General features: G+C 34.4%; 23 protein-coding genes and 2 tRNA genes. 3 read left to right on the top strand and 22 right to left on the bottom strand.

What is annotated here, in order from left to right:
* From ACXX80_RS06795 to ruvC, 10 genes are all read right to left on the bottom strand, one after another.
* Positions 1-318: an Hpt domain-containing protein gene (locus tag ACXX80_RS06795; protein WP_458552575.1), complete on the bottom strand. Its 318-nt coding sequence runs from the start codon at positions 316-318 to the stop codon at positions 1-3.
* Entirely contained in the window at positions 305-1,342 is a 1,038-nt protein-coding gene (locus ACXX80_RS06790) for a sensor histidine kinase (RefSeq protein WP_458552574.1), read from the bottom strand. Before ACXX80_RS06790 ends, ACXX80_RS06795 begins: the two co-directional genes overlap by 14 nt.
* The gene (locus tag ACXX80_RS06785; RefSeq protein ID WP_458552573.1) at positions 1,342-2,475 is read right to left on the bottom strand and encodes an FIST signal transduction protein; all 1,134 of its coding nucleotides are present in this window, start codon (positions 2,473-2,475) and stop codon (positions 1,342-1,344) included. The genes ACXX80_RS06790 and ACXX80_RS06785 overlap by 1 nt, the downstream gene beginning before the upstream one ends.
* Positions 2,476-2,478: 3 nt before the next feature.
* Positions 2,479-5,163 (bottom strand): PAS domain S-box protein, encoded by a 2,685-nt coding sequence (locus ACXX80_RS06780; RefSeq protein WP_458552572.1) that lies wholly within the window; start codon positions 5,161-5,163, stop codon positions 2,479-2,481.
* A gap of 4 nt (positions 5,164-5,167) precedes the next feature.
* Positions 5,168-5,710, bottom strand: a complete 543-nt coding sequence (locus tag ACXX80_RS06775; protein ID WP_458552571.1) for a heme NO-binding domain-containing protein — start codon at positions 5,708-5,710, stop codon at positions 5,168-5,170.
* A gap of 3 nt (positions 5,711-5,713) precedes the next feature.
* Complete coding sequence (locus tag ACXX80_RS06770) at positions 5,714-6,127, bottom strand: response regulator (protein WP_458552570.1); 414 nt, start codon at positions 6,125-6,127, stop codon at positions 5,714-5,716.
* Positions 6,128-6,242: 115 nt separating this feature from the next.
* Positions 6,243-6,608: an MmcQ/YjbR family DNA-binding protein gene (locus tag ACXX80_RS06765; RefSeq protein ID WP_458552569.1), complete on the bottom strand. Its 366-nt coding sequence runs from the start codon at positions 6,606-6,608 to the stop codon at positions 6,243-6,245.
* 9 nt (positions 6,609-6,617) lie between these two features.
* Complete coding sequence (locus ACXX80_RS06760) at positions 6,618-7,400, bottom strand: cyclase family protein (RefSeq protein ID WP_458552568.1); 783 nt, start codon at positions 7,398-7,400, stop codon at positions 6,618-6,620.
* 84 nt (positions 7,401-7,484) lie between these two features.
* A complete protein-coding gene (hemW, locus tag ACXX80_RS06755) occupies positions 7,485-8,621 on the bottom strand; it encodes a radical SAM family heme chaperone HemW (protein WP_458552567.1) in 1,137 nt (378 codons plus the stop codon).
* 57 nt (positions 8,622-8,678) lie between these two features.
* Positions 8,679-9,233, bottom strand: a complete 555-nt coding sequence (gene ruvC, locus ACXX80_RS06750) for a crossover junction endodeoxyribonuclease RuvC (RefSeq protein WP_315208488.1) — start codon at positions 9,231-9,233, stop codon at positions 8,679-8,681.
* A gap of 55 nt (positions 9,234-9,288) precedes the next feature.
* On the opposite strand from ruvC, the gene ACXX80_RS06745 reads away from it, so the two are divergent.
* Both ACXX80_RS06745 and ACXX80_RS06740 read left to right on the top strand, forming a co-directional pair.
* A complete protein-coding gene (locus tag ACXX80_RS06745; RefSeq protein ID WP_458552566.1) occupies positions 9,289-10,251 on the top strand; it encodes a hypothetical protein in 963 nt (320 codons plus the stop codon).
* A 4-nt stretch (positions 10,252-10,255) separates the two neighbouring features.
* Positions 10,256-11,374: a glycosyltransferase family 2 protein gene (locus ACXX80_RS06740; protein WP_458552565.1), complete on the top strand. Its 1,119-nt coding sequence runs from the start codon at positions 10,256-10,258 to the stop codon at positions 11,372-11,374.
* 101 nt (positions 11,375-11,475) lie between these two features.
* Here ACXX80_RS06740 and ACXX80_RS06735 read toward each other — a convergent pair whose 3' ends face one another.
* On the bottom strand, positions 11,476-11,952 hold the full coding sequence (locus tag ACXX80_RS06735) for a hypothetical protein (protein WP_416855312.1): 477 nt from the start codon (positions 11,950-11,952) through the stop codon (positions 11,476-11,478).
* Between the two features lie 42 nt (positions 11,953-11,994).
* Positions 11,995-12,384 (bottom strand): hypothetical protein, encoded by a 390-nt coding sequence (locus tag ACXX80_RS06730; RefSeq protein ID WP_458552562.1) that lies wholly within the window; start codon positions 12,382-12,384, stop codon positions 11,995-11,997.
* 51 nt (positions 12,385-12,435) lie between these two features.
* Here ACXX80_RS06730 and ACXX80_RS06725 point away from each other — a divergent pair, with 51 nt between their 5' ends.
* Positions 12,436-12,936, top strand: a complete 501-nt coding sequence (locus ACXX80_RS06725; RefSeq protein ID WP_458552560.1) for a DUF456 domain-containing protein — start codon at positions 12,436-12,438, stop codon at positions 12,934-12,936.
* A 186-nt stretch (positions 12,937-13,122) separates the two neighbouring features.
* Here ACXX80_RS06725 and ACXX80_RS06720 read toward each other — a convergent pair whose 3' ends face one another.
* The 10 genes from ACXX80_RS06720 to dnaE form a co-directional block, all read right to left on the bottom strand.
* The gene (locus tag ACXX80_RS06720) at positions 13,123-13,311 is read right to left on the bottom strand and encodes a GIY-YIG nuclease family protein (protein WP_458552558.1); all 189 of its coding nucleotides are present in this window, start codon (positions 13,309-13,311) and stop codon (positions 13,123-13,125) included.
* A gap of 136 nt (positions 13,312-13,447) precedes the next feature.
* Positions 13,448-13,696: a GIY-YIG nuclease family protein gene (locus ACXX80_RS06715; protein WP_458552556.1), complete on the bottom strand. Its 249-nt coding sequence runs from the start codon at positions 13,694-13,696 to the stop codon at positions 13,448-13,450.
* Between the two features lie 136 nt (positions 13,697-13,832).
* Complete coding sequence (locus ACXX80_RS06710; protein WP_458552554.1) at positions 13,833-14,081, bottom strand: GIY-YIG nuclease family protein; 249 nt, start codon at positions 14,079-14,081, stop codon at positions 13,833-13,835.
* A 136-nt stretch (positions 14,082-14,217) separates the two neighbouring features.
* Positions 14,218-14,466, bottom strand: a complete 249-nt coding sequence (locus ACXX80_RS06705) for a GIY-YIG nuclease family protein (protein WP_458552554.1) — start codon at positions 14,464-14,466, stop codon at positions 14,218-14,220.
* 66 nt (positions 14,467-14,532) lie between these two features.
* Positions 14,533-14,609 (bottom strand) — tRNA-Asp (locus tag ACXX80_RS06700).
* A gap of 393 nt (positions 14,610-15,002) precedes the next feature.
* A tRNA-Asp gene (locus tag ACXX80_RS06695) sits at positions 15,003-15,076 on the bottom strand.
* 86 nt (positions 15,077-15,162) lie between these two features.
* A complete protein-coding gene (locus ACXX80_RS06690) occupies positions 15,163-16,101 on the bottom strand; it encodes a DUF58 domain-containing protein (RefSeq protein WP_458552553.1) in 939 nt (312 codons plus the stop codon).
* Positions 16,102-16,267: 166 nt separating this feature from the next.
* Entirely contained in the window at positions 16,268-16,585 is a 318-nt protein-coding gene (trxA, locus tag ACXX80_RS06685) for a thioredoxin (protein ID WP_024980008.1), read from the bottom strand.
* A 364-nt stretch (positions 16,586-16,949) separates the two neighbouring features.
* Positions 16,950-17,813, bottom strand: a complete 864-nt coding sequence (locus ACXX80_RS06680; protein WP_458552552.1) for an outer membrane beta-barrel protein — start codon at positions 17,811-17,813, stop codon at positions 16,950-16,952.
* Positions 17,814-17,975: 162 nt separating this feature from the next.
* Positions 17,976-22,520, bottom strand: a complete 4,545-nt coding sequence (gene dnaE / locus ACXX80_RS06675) for a DNA polymerase III subunit alpha (RefSeq protein ID WP_458552551.1) — start codon at positions 22,518-22,520, stop codon at positions 17,976-17,978.
* Positions 22,521-22,530: the final 10 nt, after the last annotated feature.

Here is a 22,530-nt window from a genome sequence, read left to right as displayed (position 1 = left end):
TTATAGGCGGTCTACAAAATCTTGCATGGATTTCAAAATAGTTTCAAATTCAAGTTTCAGTATAGTAGTTCCCGTCATTAAGTTATCTTCATATTCTTCAGCAATATAATAACTTTTTTCTAAACCAAGTAAAGATATCTTATGTTTTAGCTTATGCACGGATTGAGCGGCATATGAAAAATTAACATTTTTCATTTCCTGTAAGTATCCCTCTACTTCTTCTGGAAGTTCTTTTTTAAGAATTCCAATTAATTTTGTTCTGAATTCGATATTGTCCCCTGACAATTTATTGATGTATTTTAGATTAGGCTGTTCCATTGCTCTTTGCTATTGTAAAATAAAAAATTGTGCCTACCTCTTCTTGACTTTCCAACCAAATTTCTCCTTTATAAAATTCTATAATTTTTTTTACTATCGAAAGTCCTATTCCTGGAGAGTTATCATTATTTTCAAGTTTGGAAAAAACATCAAAAACTTTAGTGTGGTATTTTTCAGGAATACCAATTCCGTTGTCTTTTATATAGAACTGGAATTCAACATCATTTTCTGAATTACCAATTTCTACTGAAATTTTATCTTTATCATTGTATTTTATGGCATTCTGTATCAAGTTTTGAAATAACTGTTTATACCTAAAATCATTTCCAAATACTTTGGGTAATGGATTTTTCAGAGTGATCACAACTTGTTCAGACAAAGGCATGACGTTAAGAATTTTATCAATTAAAATGTTTAAATCAATTACCCTATCTTGATTATCAATGTTTTCAACAGCAGAATAATTTAGGATTCCTTTGATTAATAAATCCATTTTCTCCACATTTGAAAGTATTAAATTTAATGATTTCATATTGGTTTCATTCATCATGTCTTTATTATCTTCAATAAACCAATTTATCAATGTATCAATACTTCGCAATGGCGCTTTTAAATCATGGGACACCATATGAGCATATTCATTTAAGGCCTTATTTTGCTTTTCAAGATCTAAAAGCAACTCCTCTCTTTGCTTGTTAATTTTTACAATTTCTATCGATTGTTGTTTAATATATTCAGATGAATCAAATGAATCAATTTTGGACGCAATTATGCCATCAAGACTCATCGATTTAAGAATAAATTCTAAGTTTCTGTTAACTTCTTTCAGACTTTCGGCTTCATCTCTAAGCTTTTGATTCGCTGCAAAAAGCTCATCTGAACTAATTTTCATTGCTCTTTGCAACAACCCTATTTGGTCTTCAAAATTTTCATAGGACTCATTAATAGCCACTAAAAAAAGATCTAAATCATTCAGTCCTCCTTTAAGTTTTTTGTCTATTTGCCTTTTTAGTAATGAATTCATTATTCGCTAATTAGAGTTAAAGTCATTGTTTGATTGTGGAGTTCACAAGACCTGCTTCCATTAAAAGGCGCCATCTCTCCATAGGAATAAAATCCTGCCATTGGGATCTTCTCTCCAATAGTTTCTCGAACTTCCTCCAATTCCTCTTCCACTCTTTGATTCATCACTAATTTTCTACCGACACAACTGACTAATAGTACTAACTCAGGTTTCTTTTTTCTGTTTTTCATCGCAAATTCAGCAGCCGTTTTTGCTCCTGCACCAATACCATCAATAGATGCCATCATTAGCTGAACTCTTGAATAAATTGGTACATCGCCCGCTAAAATCATGGATTGATTATCGTCATTTATATTTAATATAGTTCGAACTACCGGTTCTTTTTTATCTTCAGGAGTTACATTCAAAGGATATAATAAAGACGCTTGAGGCAATTCACTGGCTTTCTCCCCTAAATAGTTTTTATACAAATCAAGTGCTGGTTGCCCATCAATTTCATAAAGAATATTTGCTTCTGATTTAGTAATTATCCTTTCTGGCCCAAATGGAATCCAACCACCAAAACTGGAATAGGTGATTTCTAGTGTTTCTCCATAAAAACCTATTAATATGACTTCCCCAACTTTTGGATTTTCTTTATAAGAGGCAAGAGTTTTTTCAAATCGAGCATCATCACCACACATCCCACCGGTTATTGAAATTGAGAAATCAATATTACTTTCTAATCCTTTTATCAATGAACTACCATTTACAAAACTACCTTCTGACACTACAAACAGGTGTTTTAAATTCTCTTTTGGGATTTTATTATACAGTGCTTCCCCTAATGTTCTGGCATTCTTATCATAGTTTAGAATATTTTCTCGTTCCACTACAAAAGAACTTTTTTCAAATTCGATCGCCGTTACTGAGATGGAATTATCATATACATTACAACATAAAATCTCACCTGAAGTAGATCCAAAAACAATATCCTCATAAGGAAATTCTTTTCGAATATCTTCTATAACTGCTTCGTCCTCCAACAGAAATCTATTGCCAAAAACTAAAACTAAAGGATTTTTTAAAGTTGTTTTTTCTTGAAAATAGTTCCAACCTTGATTTTTTACTTTCGATGCCTGAATAATTTTCATAGTTTATTTATTAAGCTTTATGAAAAAAGTTGAACCCTTTCCTAATTCGCTATCAACCCATATTTTACCATTATAAGCATCTATAATTTTTTTCACAATTGCCAATCCAAGTCCGGTTGAGTGCTCACTTTTAGTATAGGACTGGAAGGTATTAAATATTTTCTCATGATGCTCTTTTACAATACCAACGCCATTATCTTTAATGGAGAAAACATAATAGTCATCAAATTCTTCCGAAGCGACCTCAACTAATCCAACTTCCTCTTCAATATAATTGACAGCATTCCCTATTATATTCTGGAACAATTGCTGAATTCTGTAACGATCGGCATGCAGCATCGGTAGTTGATTTTTAATAGTAATACTGATGTGTTTTGGGATATGAATCATGTTAATTATACTCTGTATAATTTGATGGGTGTTTATACTTTCTTGAGGCAACTCCTCTTTGTCAATTTTAGAATAGGTTAATATCCCTTGAATTAAATAATCCATTTTTTCCACTTTATTCTCAATCATGGAAAAATAACTTAACGTTTGATCACTAAATTCCTTATCATTATCCACTTTTATCCATGAAATTAATGAATGAATACTTCGCAAAGGAGATTTTAAATCATGTGATACTATTTGAGCATAATCTTCGAGTTCTTTATTCGTTTTTGCTAAACTCACTACTAACTCTTCTCGTTGATTTTCCAATAGTTTCTTATTGGTTACATTTTCTTCAATAGCAAAATATCGAACTACCTCACCTCTAGAATTATATAATGCTTGCCCTTGAATTTTTACCCAATATTTTTCTCCTGATTTGGAATAGTTTACAATTTCACAGTTAAAGGGTTGCCCTTTACTAATTTGATTTTTTAAGTAATTAATAGTCTCAGGATTTGTGGATGCGCCTTGCAATAGCTTCCCAGGTTTTATTCCAATCAATTCTTTCTTAGTATAGCCCGACATTTTTTCAAAACTGGAATTAACCCATTCTATCTTGCCCTCTACATCACTAATCACAACTGCATTGATGTTTTTTTCAGCAATTAAGGAGAGTAAATAGAGTTTTTCTTCCTGTTCTTTTTGTTCTGTTATATCCAAATGAATACTTATAGAACCAACAATTTTTCCATTAATATCATAATTTGGTGCCCCGCTTATTAACCAATATCTTTTTTCTCCTTTTTTGTTTTTTACCTGTACTTCATACGAATCAGTCACCCCGTGAGTCCGCAACTTATTTTTAGTTTCAAAAAGCTGTCCGTTTTCTTCGACTAGAAATAAATTTGATGCCTTTTTCCCAATTAGTTCCGCTGCAGTATACCCGCTAATTTCACAAAAACTATGATTCACTAAAGTAATCCGATCGTTTTGATTAACCTCAATCAAACCTAAGTTCATATTAGCTATGATGTTGCTGTATTTTTCTTTTTCGTTTTGTAATATTTCCTCGTGTTTCTTTTTTATAGTAATGTCAACATAGGATCTAAGGTTGCCTTTATAAATACCATTACTAAAGATCGGAATATAGCTTCTCTCAAAAAACCTTCCGTCTATAAGCTCTAATTCTTCATTATAGACAGGTTGTTTACTTTTAAATATACTGTTCAATCTTTCCGCATATATATCCGGACTTTTGAAAAAACGTTTTGAATCTTCGACAGAACCAGAGCAGTCCATGCCGATTAAAGTATCTAGTTCTACCTCAAAATCAAACATCGAACAGAATTTTTTATTTACTAATAAAAGTCTTCTGTTTTCGTCCTCTAAAACAATACCTGTTTGTAGATTACGGATTAGAAATGAAAGCCTGTCTTCCGATTCAATTAATTTAAAATCTGCATTCTTTTTTTCTGTGATATCTTCAATCATCGCAAAATACTGAATGACATTTCCTGTTGAATCCAGAACAGGTTGCCCTTTTGTTTTAGTCCAAAAATAGCTTCCGTCTTTTCTACCATGAACCAGCTCTACATCAAACATTTCTCCATTTAAAAACGGAACAATCATGTTCTTTAAATCTTCCTTGTTTGTATACTCGCATTTACCTAACTCAACAGGAGTTCTCCCTATTACTTCCTCTTTAGAAAAGCCCGTCAATTTTAAATAAGCATCATTACACCAAAAAATCACACCATCAGGTTTTGTAAAAACAACGCCATTCTCATTAGCGCTAGCCACAAGGGAAAGTCTGCTTAGCTCTTCTTGATCTCTTTTTAAATCTTTTTTTTGATTATTAATTTTAATTAATAATTCTTTAAGTTCTTGGGTAGTTATTTCCTGCGTCTTTAAAACATGGAGAAGATCAAGTAAAGGATCGTGAAAAGCGAAATCGTGTAGCGTTAATTTCCTTTCTCTAACTTGATTCATAGAGACAAACCAAGGAGACCCTACAAATAAAATAGAATCATTAAATTGCTGAAACTGCCCCCTTAAATCAACAGTTTCAGAGGTTGTCCCCAATACGATTAATTGATCAAAAATAGCTGTTAAGCTATCAAAAGTTGGATTTTCAACAAAAGGTCTTTTAACTTCAAAAGTGGATGAAAAAGTATCATTTAATTTAATTCCAAGCAAAGTCTTGGCCAAACTCTTACCAAAACTTTTTATTTTCAAATTAGAATCAATTAAAATATAGAAAGGGAATAGCTTATTAAAACTATCTTCATCAAAATTAAATTCTAATTTGTTCATGTTTTTACCAAATTACATTAAAAATTTCATGTGAACTTCCTTCGTCACGGGTTTGAAGTAAATTAATTGTAACAGGTGTATCGTACATTATCCCCAATCCTTGAATAAGGCCTCTTACAAAGTCCTGAAGCCCCTCTCTTTTTGAAAAATAATGCAAATTAATACTGTTTTCGTTAATATCACTCACTTTAAATTCCGGTGGAGTCAGTTTTGGGTATATCAGCATTACTCGATTATGAAAGAGAGGCAAGTTTATTAAAAATTCTTTTAAATTATCACCTCCCGCTTCCATCAATCCACCATATTTATCTTTTGTTGTTTTAACAACCCACCATTCTCCAAAAGCTATTAAAACGGCACTCAATGTCATGTCCATTTCATCAGAAACTGCTTGAGCCAACTTAAAAGTCAAATCATCATCATAGGGCTCACTGCTTATAAAATAATCAACATCTACTCCACTTCGCAGTTTAATAGCCTCCCATTTATCCGCTCCAAAATTAGCCACAACTAATTCTTCGATTGCCTTATTTACAATTCCGTACATACATTATTGAGATATTAATTCATTATCACTCCAGTACTCTATTAAGCGTTTTACCCTATCGACATAGTCATCATATTTAAGAGGTTTTAACTGATATCCCGCAATTCCTATTTTATAACATTCTAAAATATCTTTTCGATTGTTGGATGTAGTTAAAATTATTGCTGGAATATATTTTAAGTAGTCATCCCCTTTTAATATCCCTAAAAATTCTATTCCGTTAATTTTTGGCATATTCAAATCTAAAATTATTATATCAGGAACAACCTCTTTGACTTTCAATATTGCGATGGCTTCCTCTCCATTATTAGCTTCAACAATTTTATGTTTTAAATCCATTGTACTTAAAACTCTATTGAATTTCATAACTTCAATTGCGTCGTCTTCAATTAATAAAATATTTAGTGATTTTGCCATTTTTTTATGTAAAATTTGTATTTAAAAATACTACAATTCCAAAAATAAGATTTTAATTTTCGTTAATTATAATATTGGTGTCGTTGAATAACCTAAATGTGTCGACGAATAGTTTTTATTCTTTTAAAATTTCTTCCTGTATTTTCTTAGTTAAACTTTTAAAAACCAACTCGTAAGAGTGGTCTATTAATTCCTTAACTTGCTTATCTTGAACCTCATTGTTAATCGCAATTGTATTCCAATGTATTTTACTCATGTGAAAACCCGGCTGAATGTCATCGTATTCAGCACGTAATTCCTCAGCTCGCTCCGGATTACATTTTAGATTAACTGCTGGTTGTCCTTTCTCCCATTGACTTAAAGACGACAATGCAAACATTTTTCCACCCACTTTAAAAACCAACGTATCTTCATCAAATGGAAAATGTTCTGTCACCCCCTTTTTAGACAAGCAATATTCGTAGTACGTTTCTAAGTTCATTTTTAAAAATTATTTTGATTCCTCATTTAAAATAGCATACAAAATAGGTTTACTAGGACTCGCATCATTCTCAAAAGATGCGATTTGTAAATTCAGCAAATACGTACCGTCTTTTACTTCGTCATGCACAAAAATCATTTCGGTAATCGTACAGTCCAATCGTGCATCATCATTCAAATTATTAACATCGGTTACATTCCAAAATGCTTTGTGCGCCAATAATTTGCCATCGTCTTTTTCTTTATCTACACTTGGCAAATCAATCAATAAATGCTGAATACCGCTTTCGCGAATTAAACGCGCAGCATCTTCCTCCAAATATGGCGGATTAGTATTCGAATATTTTAATGATTTTTTTATTTTAAAATTAGGAAGTGTTCTAATTATTATGGCCTCAGGAGTTTTTCCAGACAATCCTTTTTCAATCTGATTTTTAGTTATCACCAAATCTTCTCCTCGTATTTCCGGTACAACCGAAACCAATTCAGCCAAAAATAAAAACTGTTTCAACGATTGATTAATACTGTAAAATTCTCGTGTAATATGGCCCAAGCATTCCGTGTGAGTTCCGTGTCCGTGCGGATTGAAAAAGATATTATTAAAGTTCGTCGATGATTTACCTTCCGAAACTTTACCAATCCAATCCCCAAAAACTACAGGTTCAATTACTGGTTTATCTATATACCAAGCAATTGGATTTTCATCTGTATTTGTCAATGGAATCGAAATATCAATGGGTTTTGATAGGTCGACCTTAATTGTTTGATTGTTATGTTGAACTGTTGCTAACACAAGTTGTTTTTTTATGCTAATCAGACGCTACGACACAAAATTCCTTTCAACTTTGCGTAAAACTTTGCGACCTTTGCGGTTACGTTACTCTTCCAAATTTAAGTAAAACAAATCACTTGCTATTCCATCCGTCAAAAACTTTCCTTTTGGAGTCGGTTTTAGAATGTTATTTTCGATAAAAACTAAATCATCACTAAGGAATTTTTGAGATTGTTTGTTCAAATATTCTAAATATTTACTTCCAAACTCGATTTCAATTCTATCCAAAGAAACACCCCAAATCGTTCGTAAACCCGTCATAACATATTCGTTGTAACGATCCGTAATCGAAAGGATTTCAGTTTCGTTAGGCAGTTTATTTTCTTGAATCGATTTTAAATAAAGTGCATTATTCGACACATTCCAACTTCTCGAAATGCCATCATAACTGTGCGCCGAAGGACCAATTCCAAGGTATTTTTTACCCAACCAATACGCCGAATTATTCTTGGAAAAATAGTTTTCCTTCCCAAAATTTGATAATTCGTAATGAATAAATTCATTGGCTTCAAGCGTTTCTACCAAAATAGCAAAATGCTCTTGCGCGACTTCATCTTTAGGAGCCGCAATTTTTCCTGTTTGAATCAGTTTATTCAAAGCCGTTTTTGGTTCTACCGTTAAAGCGTAACTCGAAATATGAGGAATGCCAAAAGACAGGGCGGTTTCAATGTTTTGTTTCCACTTGTCGTTACTCATTGCCGGAATTCCGTAAATTAAATCGAGGGAAATATTGTCGAAATACTTGGTGGCTTCTTCCAAACATTTTTTGGCTTCCGCCGAATTATGAGCGCGGTTCATCAATTGTAAATCGTCTTCAAAGAAAGACTGAATCCCGATGCTTAAACGATTAATTTTACTTTTAGACAATTCAATTATTCGTTCGCTTGACAAATCATCCGGATTGGCTTCGAGTGTAATTTCGGGATTTTCAATTACAGAATAATTACTATAAACTGCAGCAATCAAAAAATTAATTTCTTCAGAAGTTAAAATGCTTGGCGTTCCTCCTCCAAAATAAATGGTTTCAACTTGTTCCTTTTCAAATTCGCTTTTGCGCATTCGAATTTCTTTGGCAATAGCCAAAACCATTTCTTCTTTCTTCTTCATCGAAGTCGAAAAATGAAAGTCGCAGTAATGACATGCCTGCTTACAAAAAGGGATATGAATGTAGATTCCGCTCATTTATTAGTATTCAGTGGTCAGTTTTAGTAGTCAGTTCTGCAAACTGAAAACCGACTACTATTTTTTAACTCGTTCTTCGTTTTGTTTTACAAAAGCATCCCAACCGGTATAACTTTTGGCACCAACCACTTTTCCAGAGTTGAAAAAATGACAAACCGCCGCAGCTAATCCATCAGTTGAATCTAGGTTTTTAGGTAATTCTTTCAGTCCTAAAAGTTGTTGTAGCATTTTGGCAACTTGCTCCTTGGTGGCGTTTCCGTTTCCGGTAATTGCCATTTTTATTTTTTTTGGTTCGTATTCCGTAATGGGAATATCTCTCGAAAGTCCCGCCGCCATGGCAACGCCTTGTGCACGTCCCAACTTTAGCATCGATTGTACGTTTTTACCAAAGAAAGGCGCTTCAATTGCAATTTCATCTGGATTGTGTGTATCGATTAGCTCAATCGTACGTTCGAAAATTATTTTCAGCTTTTGATAATGATTGTCGTATTTAGATAATTGCAATTCGTTCAGTTGCAAAAACTCCATTTTTTTATTGACAATTTTTATCAATCCAAAACCCATAATCGTGGTTCCAGGGTCAATTCCTAATATGATGCGTTCGTTTGCCAATGATTTAGTTTAAAGTTTAAAGTCTAAAAGTTTAAAGTTTTGTTACTTTGCACCAATGATTTCAATTCCACACAAAACTAAGCAATTCCTCGTACTTCTAATCAAACTTTTGATTGTGGGCGGTGCGTTTTATTTTATTTACAATCAATTGGCCAATAACGACAAACTGGATTGGCAGAAATTCATTGTTTTATTCCAAAAAAATCAATCTATTGGCGGAATCGCGTTTATTTTGTTATTAAGTGTTCTAAATCGGTTTTTTGAAATCTTGAAATGGCAAAACCTGGTCGAATTTATCCATAAAATCTCTTTAGGAGAAGCAACCAAACAAGTTCTTGGTGCATTAACTGCGGGACTTTTTACGCCGAATGGAGTTGGAGAATATGCTGGAAAAGCATTGTTTTTTGATAAATCAAATACTAAAAAAGTAATTTTCTTGAACCTGATTTGCAACGGAATCCAAATGATATTGACCGTTATTTTTGGAATTTTTGGGTTGTTGTATTTCAATGCACAGTATAATGTAATAACAACAAAAACGGTTGCAATTCTTTTTGGATTTCTAATACTGCTTTTCATTGTTTTATTCTCAGTCAAAAAAATTACTATCAAAGGCTACTCTATCGAAAAACTGATTCATAAGATCAATGAAATCCCAAAATCCATTCATCAAAAAAATATCTTTTTGGGAATTTGTCGCTATCTGGTTTTCTCGCACCAATATTACTTTTTGTTTTTAGCCTTTGATGTTGATTTGCCTTATTCTACATTGATTGCAACCATTTCGTCTGTTTATTTTTTAGCGTCTTCCTTGCCTACTTTTCAGTTTTTAGACTTTGCCGTAAAAGGAAGTGTCGCCGTTTATTTCTTTGGGATTCTAGGCGTTAATGAATGGATTGTGATTTTTATTTCGACTTTAATGTGGTTTTTGAATGTGGTTTTACCCGTGATAATTGGCACTTATTATGTATTGAATTTTAAAATCATCTCTAAAGTAGAAGGAGATAAATCGCAATAAAAAGATGGTGATTACAATTGTTTTATACCTCATAATCCTCTCTTATTGCTTTGCGATAATTGCACTGATTTATGGTTTTACGAAAGTGAATACAATTGAGTATACCGGCTTTGCGCCAAAAACAAAATTCTCCATTATCGTTCCTTTCCGGAATGAAGCCGAAAATTTACCTATTCTACTAGAGAGTTTATCAAAGTTGAATTATCCGATGGAATTGTTTGAAGTGATTTTGGTTGATGACTTTTCTGAAGAAGAGTTCAGCATTCCATTGTCATCTCGAGCGCAGTCAAGAAACAACATTCAAATAATAAATAACATTCGGGTTTCTAATTCACCCAAAAAAGATGCAATTGTAACCGCAATGCAAATTACAAATACGGACTGGATTATCACCACCGATGCAGATTGCACAGTCAATGCAAACTGGTTATTGACACTGGATAATTATATTCAACTTCATGATGTGGAGATGATTGCCGGAGCGGTCACCTACGATTGCGGCAATTCGTTTTTGCATTATTTCCAGCAATTAGATTTGGCGAGTCTACAAGGCGCAACCATTGGAAGTTTTGGCATCAACAAAGGATTTATGTGTAATGGCGCCAACTTTGCGTACACCAAATCGTTTTTTTACGAGCTAAATGGTTTTAAAGGAAACGATGCAATTGCCAGTGGCGATGATGTTTTCCTGTTGCAAAAAGCAATTGCAAAATCGCCTGAAAAAGTTCATTATCTAAAATCTCAAAATAATATAGTCATCACAAAACCATTGAACGACTGGAACTCGTTATTTTACCAGCGCGTTCGTTGGGCATCTAAAACCAGCTCCTATCAAAGTAGTTTCGGGAAAGGATTGGGACTGTTAGTGTTTGCAGGAAATTTGAGTTGGCTCTTGATTCTTGGATCTTGGATCTTAGGCTTAACTGCTTTTCAAAATATCTTTTTAGTATGCACTTTCAAGTTCACAGTTGATACGATTTTGATTTACAAAACCAATGATTTTTTAAACAACAATAAAATACAGTATTTAATTTTGAGCAGTTTGTTCTATCCATTTTTTAGTGTGAGCGTAGCTTTGTATTCTTTGTTTGGAAAATATGAATGGAAAGGCAGAAAGTTCTAATTTACACTAATGCCTAGCCCAGATGGAAACGACATCCTTTTTATTTTTTCCTTTAAAAAAGAAAAAGATACAGTGAACAGCTGGAAATAGCTCCTGAAAAACTACTCCACTTTTAGAATAACCGGAAGAATAAATTGTGTTTTTACTGGAATTCCCCGTTTAATGGCTGGGTTAATTTTTGGAAAATCAACTAAACGGACTTTAAGAATACTGTCGATTTTGATTTTGTCGTAAGCAACGGAATCTTTGGGAAATTGAGGTTCGAATTGCATCGTCGCATTTGGAAAAACAGTGACCTTTACTTCAATCGTATCGAGTTCAGGGTAGAGAACCGAAAGGGTATCAACGCTCAATTTCTCCTGAATCAACTGCGTTAAAACTTCGAAAAAACACTGTTGGCGTTGCTTTTTATCTTCTATTTTTTCACAATCTACTACCGATGGGTATTCATCGACTTCTTTCCAGTTGATGGATTTCAGTTCCTTTTGCAACAATTCCTTTTCCGAAGGAATTTGCTTGTCAAAATATTGACAGGAATTAAAAAATATAAATACTAAAAAGAGGTAATACTGCTTCAAGGTTTTGTTTTTGAATTGGACTAATATTCTATAAAAATACAATTATTTTTTTTGAGATGCTTTCGAAAGCAAATAATCTTCGTAGTTTTCAGCAAACCATTTCTTTTTGTTTTCGGCTGCAATTTCTTTTTGATCTGGATACAGAGCCGCCAATCGATCTGAGAAAATAGCGATCTGAATCGTATATTTATAGAATTCCTCCTTTGTCAACACTAAATTTGGATTTGATTTTTTATCAAAAAACTCAAAAAAAAGCGCATCAAACTCTTTCAAGGAAAAATTTAATACTTTTACTCTATTCTCGTTGTAAATAGCTTCCTTTAAAAGCATATCGTTACTTTTTACATTTTTTTCCTGAGCATTTACTGCCCAAAAAGAAAAAGTAAAAAAAAAGACAATCGAAAATAAAGCTATTAATTTAATCTTTTTCATAAGCTAGTTGAATGTTGCTTTTGTGTTTTCAAAATTACTAAAAATAAATTTATGGATGTACTCCTTTTGGTTCTTGGTTTTATGTGTGTGATTTTGGGTATTTTCGGTAGTTTTTTACCGGTTTTACCCGGACCCAGCATCAGTTGGGTTGGATTGGCATTATTGTATTTCACAAATGCTGTTCCGGCAAATTACTGGGTTTTAGGAATTGCATTGTCAGTCACTGTAATCATATCCGTTTTAGATTATGTCATTCCGGCTAAAGGAACCAAGAAATTTGGTGGAAGCTCGTATGGTATCTGGGGAACTAACATCGGTTTGATCGTTGGGATTCTTGCTCCTGTTCCTTTTGGGTTCATTATAGGCCCTTTTGTTGGTGCGCTGATAGGAGAACTTATTTATGATTTTAAAGATCATAATCGGGCTTTGAAAGCAGCCGCGGGATCCTTTGTAGGTTTTTTAGCTTCCAGCTTTATGAAATTTGTAGTTTGCGTGATGTATTTGGGATTGTTTGTATGGATTGTGTGGAACTATAAATCCGAGTTGTTTTAATTTATAAACATACTAAAACAAAAAAAGCTTTTCTATTACGAAAAGCTTTTTATTACTGGTCTCGTTTTTGGAACGAGAGGACTAGAACCCGTCTCGTCCCAAAAGACGAGATGACGGGCATGCGTTCTATTCAACTTGAAAACTGCTTATTAATCTTTCTATCGAAGCAACATTAAGCTTTTTCAATCACAATTCTTCTTTTAATGCTTCTGTTTTTGTTTCCAATTCTTTGAAATGCACCAAAACCCATGGACTTTTTCCAGAAATGTATCGGCTTAAAACATTATTGTGTTCAAAAATACGTTTATCAAGATTTTGAGTAAATCCTTTGTAAAATAATCCTTTATGATTTTTTATGATGTAAACAAAATACATATCGATTACTATTTGAATTTTACAAAAACAAAAAAAGCTTTTCTATTACGAAAAGCTTCTTGTTACTGGTCTCGTTTTTAGAACGAGAGGACTCGAACCCGTCTCGTCCCAAAAGACGAGATGACAGGCATGTATTCTAGTCAACTTGAAAACTGCTTATTAATCTTTCTATCGAAGCAGCATTAAGCTTTTTTAATCGTAATTCCTCTTTCAATGCTTCTGTTTTTGTTTCCAATTCTTTGAAATACACCAAAACCCATGGACTTTTTCCAGAAGTGTATCGGCTTAAATCATTATTGTGTTCAAAAATACGTTTATCAAGATTTTGAGTAAATCCTTTGTAAAATAATCCTTTATGATTTTTTATGATGTAAACAAAATACATATCGATTACTATTTGAATTTTACAAAAACAAAAAAAGCTTTTCTATTACGAAAAGCTTCTTATTACTGGTCTCGTTTTTAGAACGAGAGGACTCGAACCCGTCTCGTCCCAAAAGACGAGATGACAGGCATGTATTCTAGTCAACTTGAAAACTGCTTATTAATCTTTCTATCGAAGCAACATTAAGCTTTTTTAATCGTAATTCCTCTTTCAATGCTTCTGTTTTTGTTTCCAATTCTTTGAAATACACCAAAACCCATGGACTTTTTCCAGAAGTGTATCGGCTTAAATCATTATTGTGTTCAAAAATACGTTTATCAAGATTTTGAGTAAAGCCTTTGTAAAATAATCCTTTATGATTTTTTATGATGTAAACAAAATACATATCGATTACTATTTGAATTTTACAAAAACAAAAAAAGCTTTTCTATTACGAAAAGCTTCTTGTTACTGGTCTCGTTTTTGGAACGAGAGGACTCGAACCCGTCTCGTCCCAAAAGACGAGATGACAGGCATGTATTCTAGTCAACTTGAAAACTGCTTATTAATCTTTCTATCGAAGCAACATTAAGCTTTTTTAATCGTAATTCCTCTTTCAATGCTTCTGTTTTTGTTTCCAATTCTTTGAAATACACCAAAACCCATGGACTTTTTCCAGAAGTGTATCGGCTTAAATCATTATTGTGTTCAAAAATACGTTTATCAAGATTTTGAGTAAAGCCTTTGTAAAATAATCCTTTATGATTTTTTATGATGTAAACAAAATACATATCGATTACTATTTGAATTTTACAAAAACAAAAAAAGCTTTTCTATTACGAAAAGCTTCTTGTTACTGGCGGTCTGGACGGGACTCGAACCCGCGACCCCATGCGTGACAGGCATGTATTCTAACCAACTGAACTACCAAACCAGTATTTTAATCTATAACATTCTAATTCTTAAACACAGTTCTTGAATCGAACCCGTCTCGTCCCAAAAGACGAGATGAAAGGCATGTATTCTAACCAACTGAACTACCAAACCAGTATTTTAATCTATAACCTTTTTGATTCTAAAATTAGTTGCTCGATGTAACCTAATCGCTTTTAAAATCAACTAAAATCTTGTACGTTCTCAATCTAACGATCTAAAACCTTACTTTCTTTTTAATCAAAAAAGCTATCCACAAAAGTGGAAAGCTTTTCATTGGTCTAACTACTAAACCCGCTACGAGTTACAAATTCGTAGCAAACAACACAACTAACGTTAAAAACCTTATGGGGCAAAAAAGCCTTTCTGTTACGAAAGGCTTTCCCCAATATTGCGGTCTGGACGGGACTCGAACCCGCGACCCCATGCGTGACAGGCATGTATTCTAACCAACTGAACTACCAAACCTCTGCGTTATTGCGGTGGCAAAGATACAATAGATTTCCGTTTACACAAGCGTTTTTTGAAAAAAAATTTGACAAAATCTCTCCGTATTATCCAAAGTTTTGTTTTTCAACCAAGTATGTCATTAAAATTTTTTCAAAACTTTCACCAACGCTTACCGGAATATACTTTATTCGGTTTTGTGAGCAGGTCAAAGCGAGTTTCTTGAAGTAACTTTCTATCTGTTTTTCGTATTCTTCTTTGACATTATCGGCAAAAACAGCTACTTCTTCTCCTGTTTCTACATCAATAAACTTCCTTGGAGCGTTATCAAAGTCAAAATTCAGCTCTGTTTTATTATCGACAACGTGAAATAAAACTACTTTATGCTTATTATGCTTCAAATGTTGCAAGGCATTAAACAGCGCTTCTTCTCCCGAGGCTTCGGGACCAGACTGAAACATATCTGTAAATAGTATAATCATCGAACGACGGTGGATTTTCTCGGCTATTTGATGCAAGAATGTAATTGTATCAGTGCTTTTCTTTACCACAGGTTTCTCTAAAAGCCCTTCAAGTGTATTTAAAATCATTCGGTGATGCCTATCACTGCCTTTTTCAGGAGCGTAGTACTCGTATGCATCAGAAAACACACTAAGTCCCACAGCATCGCGTTGCTTCTTTAAAAGATTCATTAAAACCGCCGAAGCCAAAACTGAGAAGCCAATTTTGTTTTCATAAAACTGTTGACTGTCTTTTAATTTAGGATAATGCATCGACGAGGAATTATCGATAATAAGATGACATCGTAAATTAGTCTCTTCCTCAAATCGTTTGGTGTATAACCTATCCGTTTTAGCAAACAACTTCCAATCAATGTGCTTGGTACTTTCGCCAACATTATAGACTTTATGCTCAGCAAATTCAGCCGAAAAGCCATGAAACGGACTTTTATGCATTCCTGAAATAAAACCTTCAACCACTTGATTGGCCAGTAATTCCAGATGCTGAAAACTAGAAATTTTCTCTATTTGTGATTCAATCTTCATCTACCAAATATATTAAAAGATTGAACGATTTAAAAATTAAAAGATTATCGAAACAAAACTTAATCAAGAAGCTGAAATCCATTCCGCTTAAACAAAAAAAGGCTTGACTTTCGCCAAACCTTTTATTTGAATCTTTTCAGATTCTATATAAATCATAATCTACCGATTACAACAAAGCGTCTAAACTATCAGCGTAAGTTTGTTTCGGAGCAACTCCTACTTGTTTCCCTACTACTTCACCATTATGAAAAACCAGTACTGTTGGGATATTTCTAACTCCGTATTTAGCAGCAAATTCCTGGTTTGCATCAACATCAACTTTACCTACAACAACTTTACCTTCGTATTCGTTGCTCAATTCATCAATGATTGGACCTACCATTCTACAAGGTCCACACCAAGCTGCCCAAAAATCCACCATTACCGGTTTGTCTGATTTCAAAACTACTTCTTCAAAAGTAGCATCTGTTATTGCTAATGCCATATTTATTTTTATTTAAGTTTATCGTTTGAATATTTAAAGTCTCAAACTAGGTTACAAATTTAGAAATTAAAAACTAATCAAACGCCATTCATAAATTAGTTTTGACTATTAATATATCGTCAATTCTTATCACTCGATTTCAATGCATTTAAGATTACAATAATCAAGCGCTACTTCCTGCTGTACGCTTTATCTTTTCAGGCTTAAAGAAAGCCAGAAAAGGTAATTGCGTTAGCAATTCGACCATCAGGGCTAGGACATTTGTGTCACAACAAAATCAATTTCCAAAGAAAATTCCTTCGCTAGCAAACAAAAAAAGCCATCTTTTCAGACAGCCTTTTGAAAAATATTTAAAAATGGTTTATTACAAACTGTATTTGACCCCAAGAGTTAAACCCAATCCACTGATACCAACATAAGAACTCAATTCATCCATTGGTTTTGTTGTATCTACCGTATTAAATTGCGCGTTATTAGAATTACTGTCCAAGCGATCTGTATAATTAGAATGCACCTGAGAAGTGTTGCGTGTACTCAATCGATCCGTTCCATTAACAGTAAACTCAGTAGTTTCTTTATCTTTTCCATGCACCGTAAAATTGCGGTATTCTAATTCTGCAAAAGCCGAAAGATTTTTAGCTAATTTATAAGAAGTACCTAAAGCCGCTTGAAAACCTACAGTTGGTTTTGGCCTGATTACATCCTTACTAAAAACATTTACTCCCGGAGCAGCAACTGCATTTGTTTTAATCGTTAAATCTCCGTGAACCGGAACAATTACCCCTACTTTAGAATAGGTTTCAAATCCTTTTACTTCACCCAAGAACAACACAACTGCCGGAGCTAAATCAAAAGCAGTGATTTGACCAACAGATTTTAAGGTAGTTACTCCATCATCAACTCTTTTAACCATTGTTTTATCAATACTGTTATAGTAATTAATTCCCATTTCCAGACCCAAACGATCCGTAAAACGGTATCCAACAGCACCTCCGGCACGAAAACCTTCTCCAAAAGAACCTGTAATGCTTTCTTCAGAAACCAAATTTCCTCCAACATAAACCTTGCTTAAAGCTTCCTGACCTCCTACGGTAGGAAACTCAGTAGCAGCAGTCTGAACAAAATAGGATCCTCCTAATTTAAAATACCAACTTTCTTTCTTTTCAGTTTGTCCCATCATTACTATAGAACAAAACATAAATCCGAACAAAATCAACTCCTTTTTCATAATTTAGTTTATTACTGTTTTTACAAAAATAAACCATTTTTGATGAAAATTTACCACTATTTAGTACCAAATATATGTTAAAACTGATTAAAGTTTAATTTTCAAGTACTTATAGAAATTGAAATTCATTTTTATTTTCCTGAAGGATCAGCATTCAAAAAGTTAATTCAGCTTAAAGTTAATCTGCATTTTTTCCAGCTCCACTAACAATTCATTCGAAATCTTGATTTTTAGTTTTCTGCTTGGCATTGTTAGTTTTGTAACCACTTTTATTTCTTCTACTTCTTCTACTTTAGCTGTGGTACTTGTCTCTGGAATTTCGAGAGCTTCCATTTCAGAATCTTCATTTTCATCAACAAAAGCAACTTCTTCATTCTCTAATTCAACCGGGGCAACAGCAACTAGGCGTTTTGTTTTTTCCAATTCCATAACTTCAAAAGACACCGTGTTATCGCCTTTATTTTCTTGAAAAAGGTGACTCAATTTATGGATAAAATCCGTTTCTAAATCTGATATATTCAGAAGCAAGATTAATTTCTTAGCAAAAATACTCAATACATCCTGTAATTGTTTTGCATCAGTAAACTGCATTCTTGGCTCAGATTTTTTTCCGGTTTCTCTATTAACCCATCCGTCTTTGATCATTATTTTAAAATAAACAAAATTATTAGGAAGCAAGTATCTATGAAAATTCAGGTACTCTTCATTAAATATTTTAAATTCAAAACTTTCGTCAAAACCTTCTAAGTTAAAAATCGCCCATTCCTTACCGTTTTTGGCTGTTCGTCTTTGCACATTAGAAACAATACCACCAAAAGCAAGTGTTTTACCCACGTAAAGTTCCATGTTTTTAAGCATTTCCAATTTCGAATTGCAGAAATACTTCATTTCAAATTTAAAATCGTCTAATGGATGTCCCGAAATATAAATCCCTACGACTTCCTTCTCTTTAGCGAGTTTTTCCATTGTGCTCCAATCCTCGCAAGGCGGCACGATAGGCTCTGCAATTTGAACATCACTGCTGTCGCCAAACAAACTCACTTGCGATGAATTCTCATTTTCCTGAAATTTAGCACCATACCGAATCGCTTTTTCATAAAAAGTAATTCCATCGCCATCATCATGAAAATATTGCGCTCTTGTTGTATCACCAAAAGAGTCAAAACCTCCAGCCAACGCTAAGTTTTCTAACGCTTTTTTATTGGCAGCGCGCAAATCAATTCGTTTGGTCAAATCAAAAATGGACTTGTATTTTCCGTCTTTTCTTCTCTCAACAATAGTCGCTACAGCTCCAGAACCAACGCCTTTTATCGCTCCCATTCCAAAACGGACTGCGTAATCATCATTAACGGTAAACTTATAAAAAGACTCATTTACATCAGGTCCTAAAACCTGCAATCCCATACGTTTACATTCTTCCATAAAGAACGAAACTTGCTTGATATCACTCATATTATTGGACAAAACCGCAGCCATATATTCGGCAGGATAATTCGCTTTCAAAAATGCTGTTTGGTATGCAATCCATGCATAACAAGTAGAGTGTGATTTATTAAAGGCATATTCCGCAAAGGCTTCCCAGTCTTTCCATATTTTCTCCAGTTTATCTTCGGCATGACCTTTGGCGGCAGCCTGACTGATAAATTTGGGTTTCATTTTATCCAAAACGTCTTTTTGCTTTTTTCCCATTGCTTTACGCAAAACGTCGGCATCACCTTTCGAGAAATCTGCCAGTTTTTGAGACAAGAGCATTACCTGTTCCTGGTAAACGGTAATTCCGTAAGTATCTTTTAGTAATTCTTCACAGGCATCAAGGTCATAAATAATCTCCTCTTCGCCATTTTTTCTTTTTACGAAACTCGGAATATAAGCAATAGGTCCCGGACGATACAAGGCGTTCATCGCAATCAAATCGGGAAATACTGTTGGTTTCAATTCCTTCATGTATTTCTGCATTCCCGGACTCTCATACTGAAAAATCCCTACCGTTTCTCCGCGTTGAAAAAGCTCATACGTCTTCAAATCATCAATTGGAAACGTGTCTGGATCAAGATCAATTCCAGTTCTATATTTTACTAATTTAACGGTATCTTTTATCAGAGTCAGGGTTTTCAAACCCAAGAAGTCCATCTTCAGCAATCCGGCGCTTTCTACGACCGAGTTATCGAATTGAGTCACATACAAATCGGAATCTTTGGCGGTAGCCACAGGAACAAAATTGGTAATATCACTTGGCGTAATAATTACTCCACAAGCGTGAATCCCAGTATTTCTTAAGTTCCCTTCTAAAACTTTGGCTTGCTGAATGGTTTCTCCACCCAAATCATCTTCATTAGCTAGACCTATTAATTCTTTAATTTTATCGTATTCTTCCGGACGAACCGCTTTTTTAATCAGATTTTCATCTTCGTTCAAAAAGCGCGCTAAATTCCACTTGGACGGCATCATCCCCGGAATTAATTTGGCAATTTTATCGGCTTCAAATAAGGGCAAATCAAGTACACGAGCCGTATCTCGAATGGCTGATTTCGTAGCCATTTTACCATAGGTGATAATTTGCGCCACTTGTTTGGAGCCGTATTTTCGAATCACATAATCCATTACACTGCTTCGTCCTTCATCATCAAAATCGATATCAATATCGGGCAGTGACACACGATCCGGATTCAGGAAACGCTCAAAAAGCAGGTTGTACATCAATGGATCAATATTGGTAATTTTTAAACAATACGCCACCACCGATCCTGCCGCAGATCCCCTTCCCGGCCCTACAGAAACGCCCATACTTCTCGCTTCAGCAATTAAATCCTGTACAATCAGGAAATAACCTGGATAACCAGAATTGGATATCGTCAACAATTCGAAATCCAATCGTTCCTGAATTTCTTCAGTAATTACTGGATATCGTCGTCTTGCTCCTTCAAAAGTAAGATGTCTTAAATACGCATTTTCACCTCGCACACCGCCATCAACTGCATCTTCGGGATTATTAAATTCAACCGGAATTTCAAATTTTGGAAGCAAAACTTCACGTGCCAGATCGAAAATTTCAATCTTATCCACAATCTCCGAAATATTCGAAATCGCTTCGGGCAAATTTGCAAAAAGCTGTTTCATTTCGTCTCCCGACTTGAAATAGTATTCTTGATTCGGCAATCCGTAACGATAGCCACGACCACGACCTATTGGCGTAGTTTGCTTTTCGCCATCCCGTACACAAAGCAAAATATCGTGTGCATTCGAATTTTCTTTATTTATATAAAAAGTATTATTCGTCGCAATAATTTTGACCTCATGTTTTCTTGCCAATGAAATCAAAGACGCATTCACCCTATTTTCATCTTCTTGATTGTGACGCATTACTTCAATGTAGAAATCTTCCTTGAACTCGTTTTTCCACCAAAGCAAGGCTTCTTCGGCTTGGTTTTCACCAATATTTAAAATCTTATTTGGGATTTCACCATATAAGTTTCCAGACAAAACAATAATATCTTCTTTGAATTCCTGAATGACTTTTCGGTCTATTCTTGGGACATAGTAAAAACCTTCTGTATAAGCGATGGAAGACATTTTAGCCAAATTATGATAGCCTTTTTTGGTCTTCGCCAAAAGTACTATTTGGTATCCATTGTCCTTAACCGACTTGTTTTTATGGTCTTCACACACAAAAAATTCACAACCCACAATTGGCTTCATCGGAACTTCAGTAGGTTCTTCACCATTTTCGATAGCCGCTTTATTTTTGGCTTCAGCCGCTTTATTATGATATAAAATATCACGGACAAAATGGAAAGCACCCATCAAATTTGCATGATCCGTCATAGCAACCGCAGGCATTTTTTGCTGTGCTGCCGCTTTTACCAATGCCGCAATACTAATTGTAGATTGCAACACGGAAAATTGGGTGTGATTGTGCAAATGCACAAAAGGTGCATCAATAAGAACTTTTTTATTCTCAGAAAGTTCTGCTCTGGAAACGGCCGGTGCTTGTTTTTCGCCAAACTGCTGACGAATTTTATCCGAAGCTTCCTTGAGATTTATATGTTTTAAACCAATGAGTTTAATCTCACTTGGATTCTTACTTTTGAAATCTTGAAAATAACTGGCTGGAACATCGAGCTCCTCTTTTGTGAAAACATCACGACGTATTAACTCCAAGAAACAACGTGTAGTTGCCTCCACATCGGCAGTCGCATTGTGCGCTTCACCGAAAGGTTTATTAAAAAGATACGAGTGCAATTCCGTTAACGTAGGCAATTTGAATTTTCCTCCTCGACCACCCGGCAATTTCAATAAGGAAGCGGTAACTTCAGTACAAGTGTCGAGAATGGGCATGGAACTCATTTGGCTTTCAACGCCCATTCTATAAAACTCACAACCCATAATATTGATGTCAAAACCTAAATTCTGACCCACAATAAATTTGGCTTTGCCTAATGCAATATTGAATTTTTCTAAAACTTCAGACAACGAAATACCATCAGCTTCCGCTAGTTCCGTAGAAATACCGTGAATTCGTTCCGCGTCATACGGAATATTAAAACCTTCGGGCTTGACCAAATAATCTTGATGCTCGATGAGTTTTCCCATATCATCGTGCAACTGCCAAGCGATTTGAATACAACGCGGCCAGTTATCCGTATCTGAAATGGGAGCGCCCCAACGCTTTGGTAATCCTGTAGTTTCGGTGTCGAATATTAAGTACATATCTGGAGTT

Source organism: Flavobacterium sp. GNP002, assembly GCF_054343795.1.
Note: the sequence above shows the minus strand (reverse complement) of the source record. Positions and strands in the feature narration are given on the sequence as shown.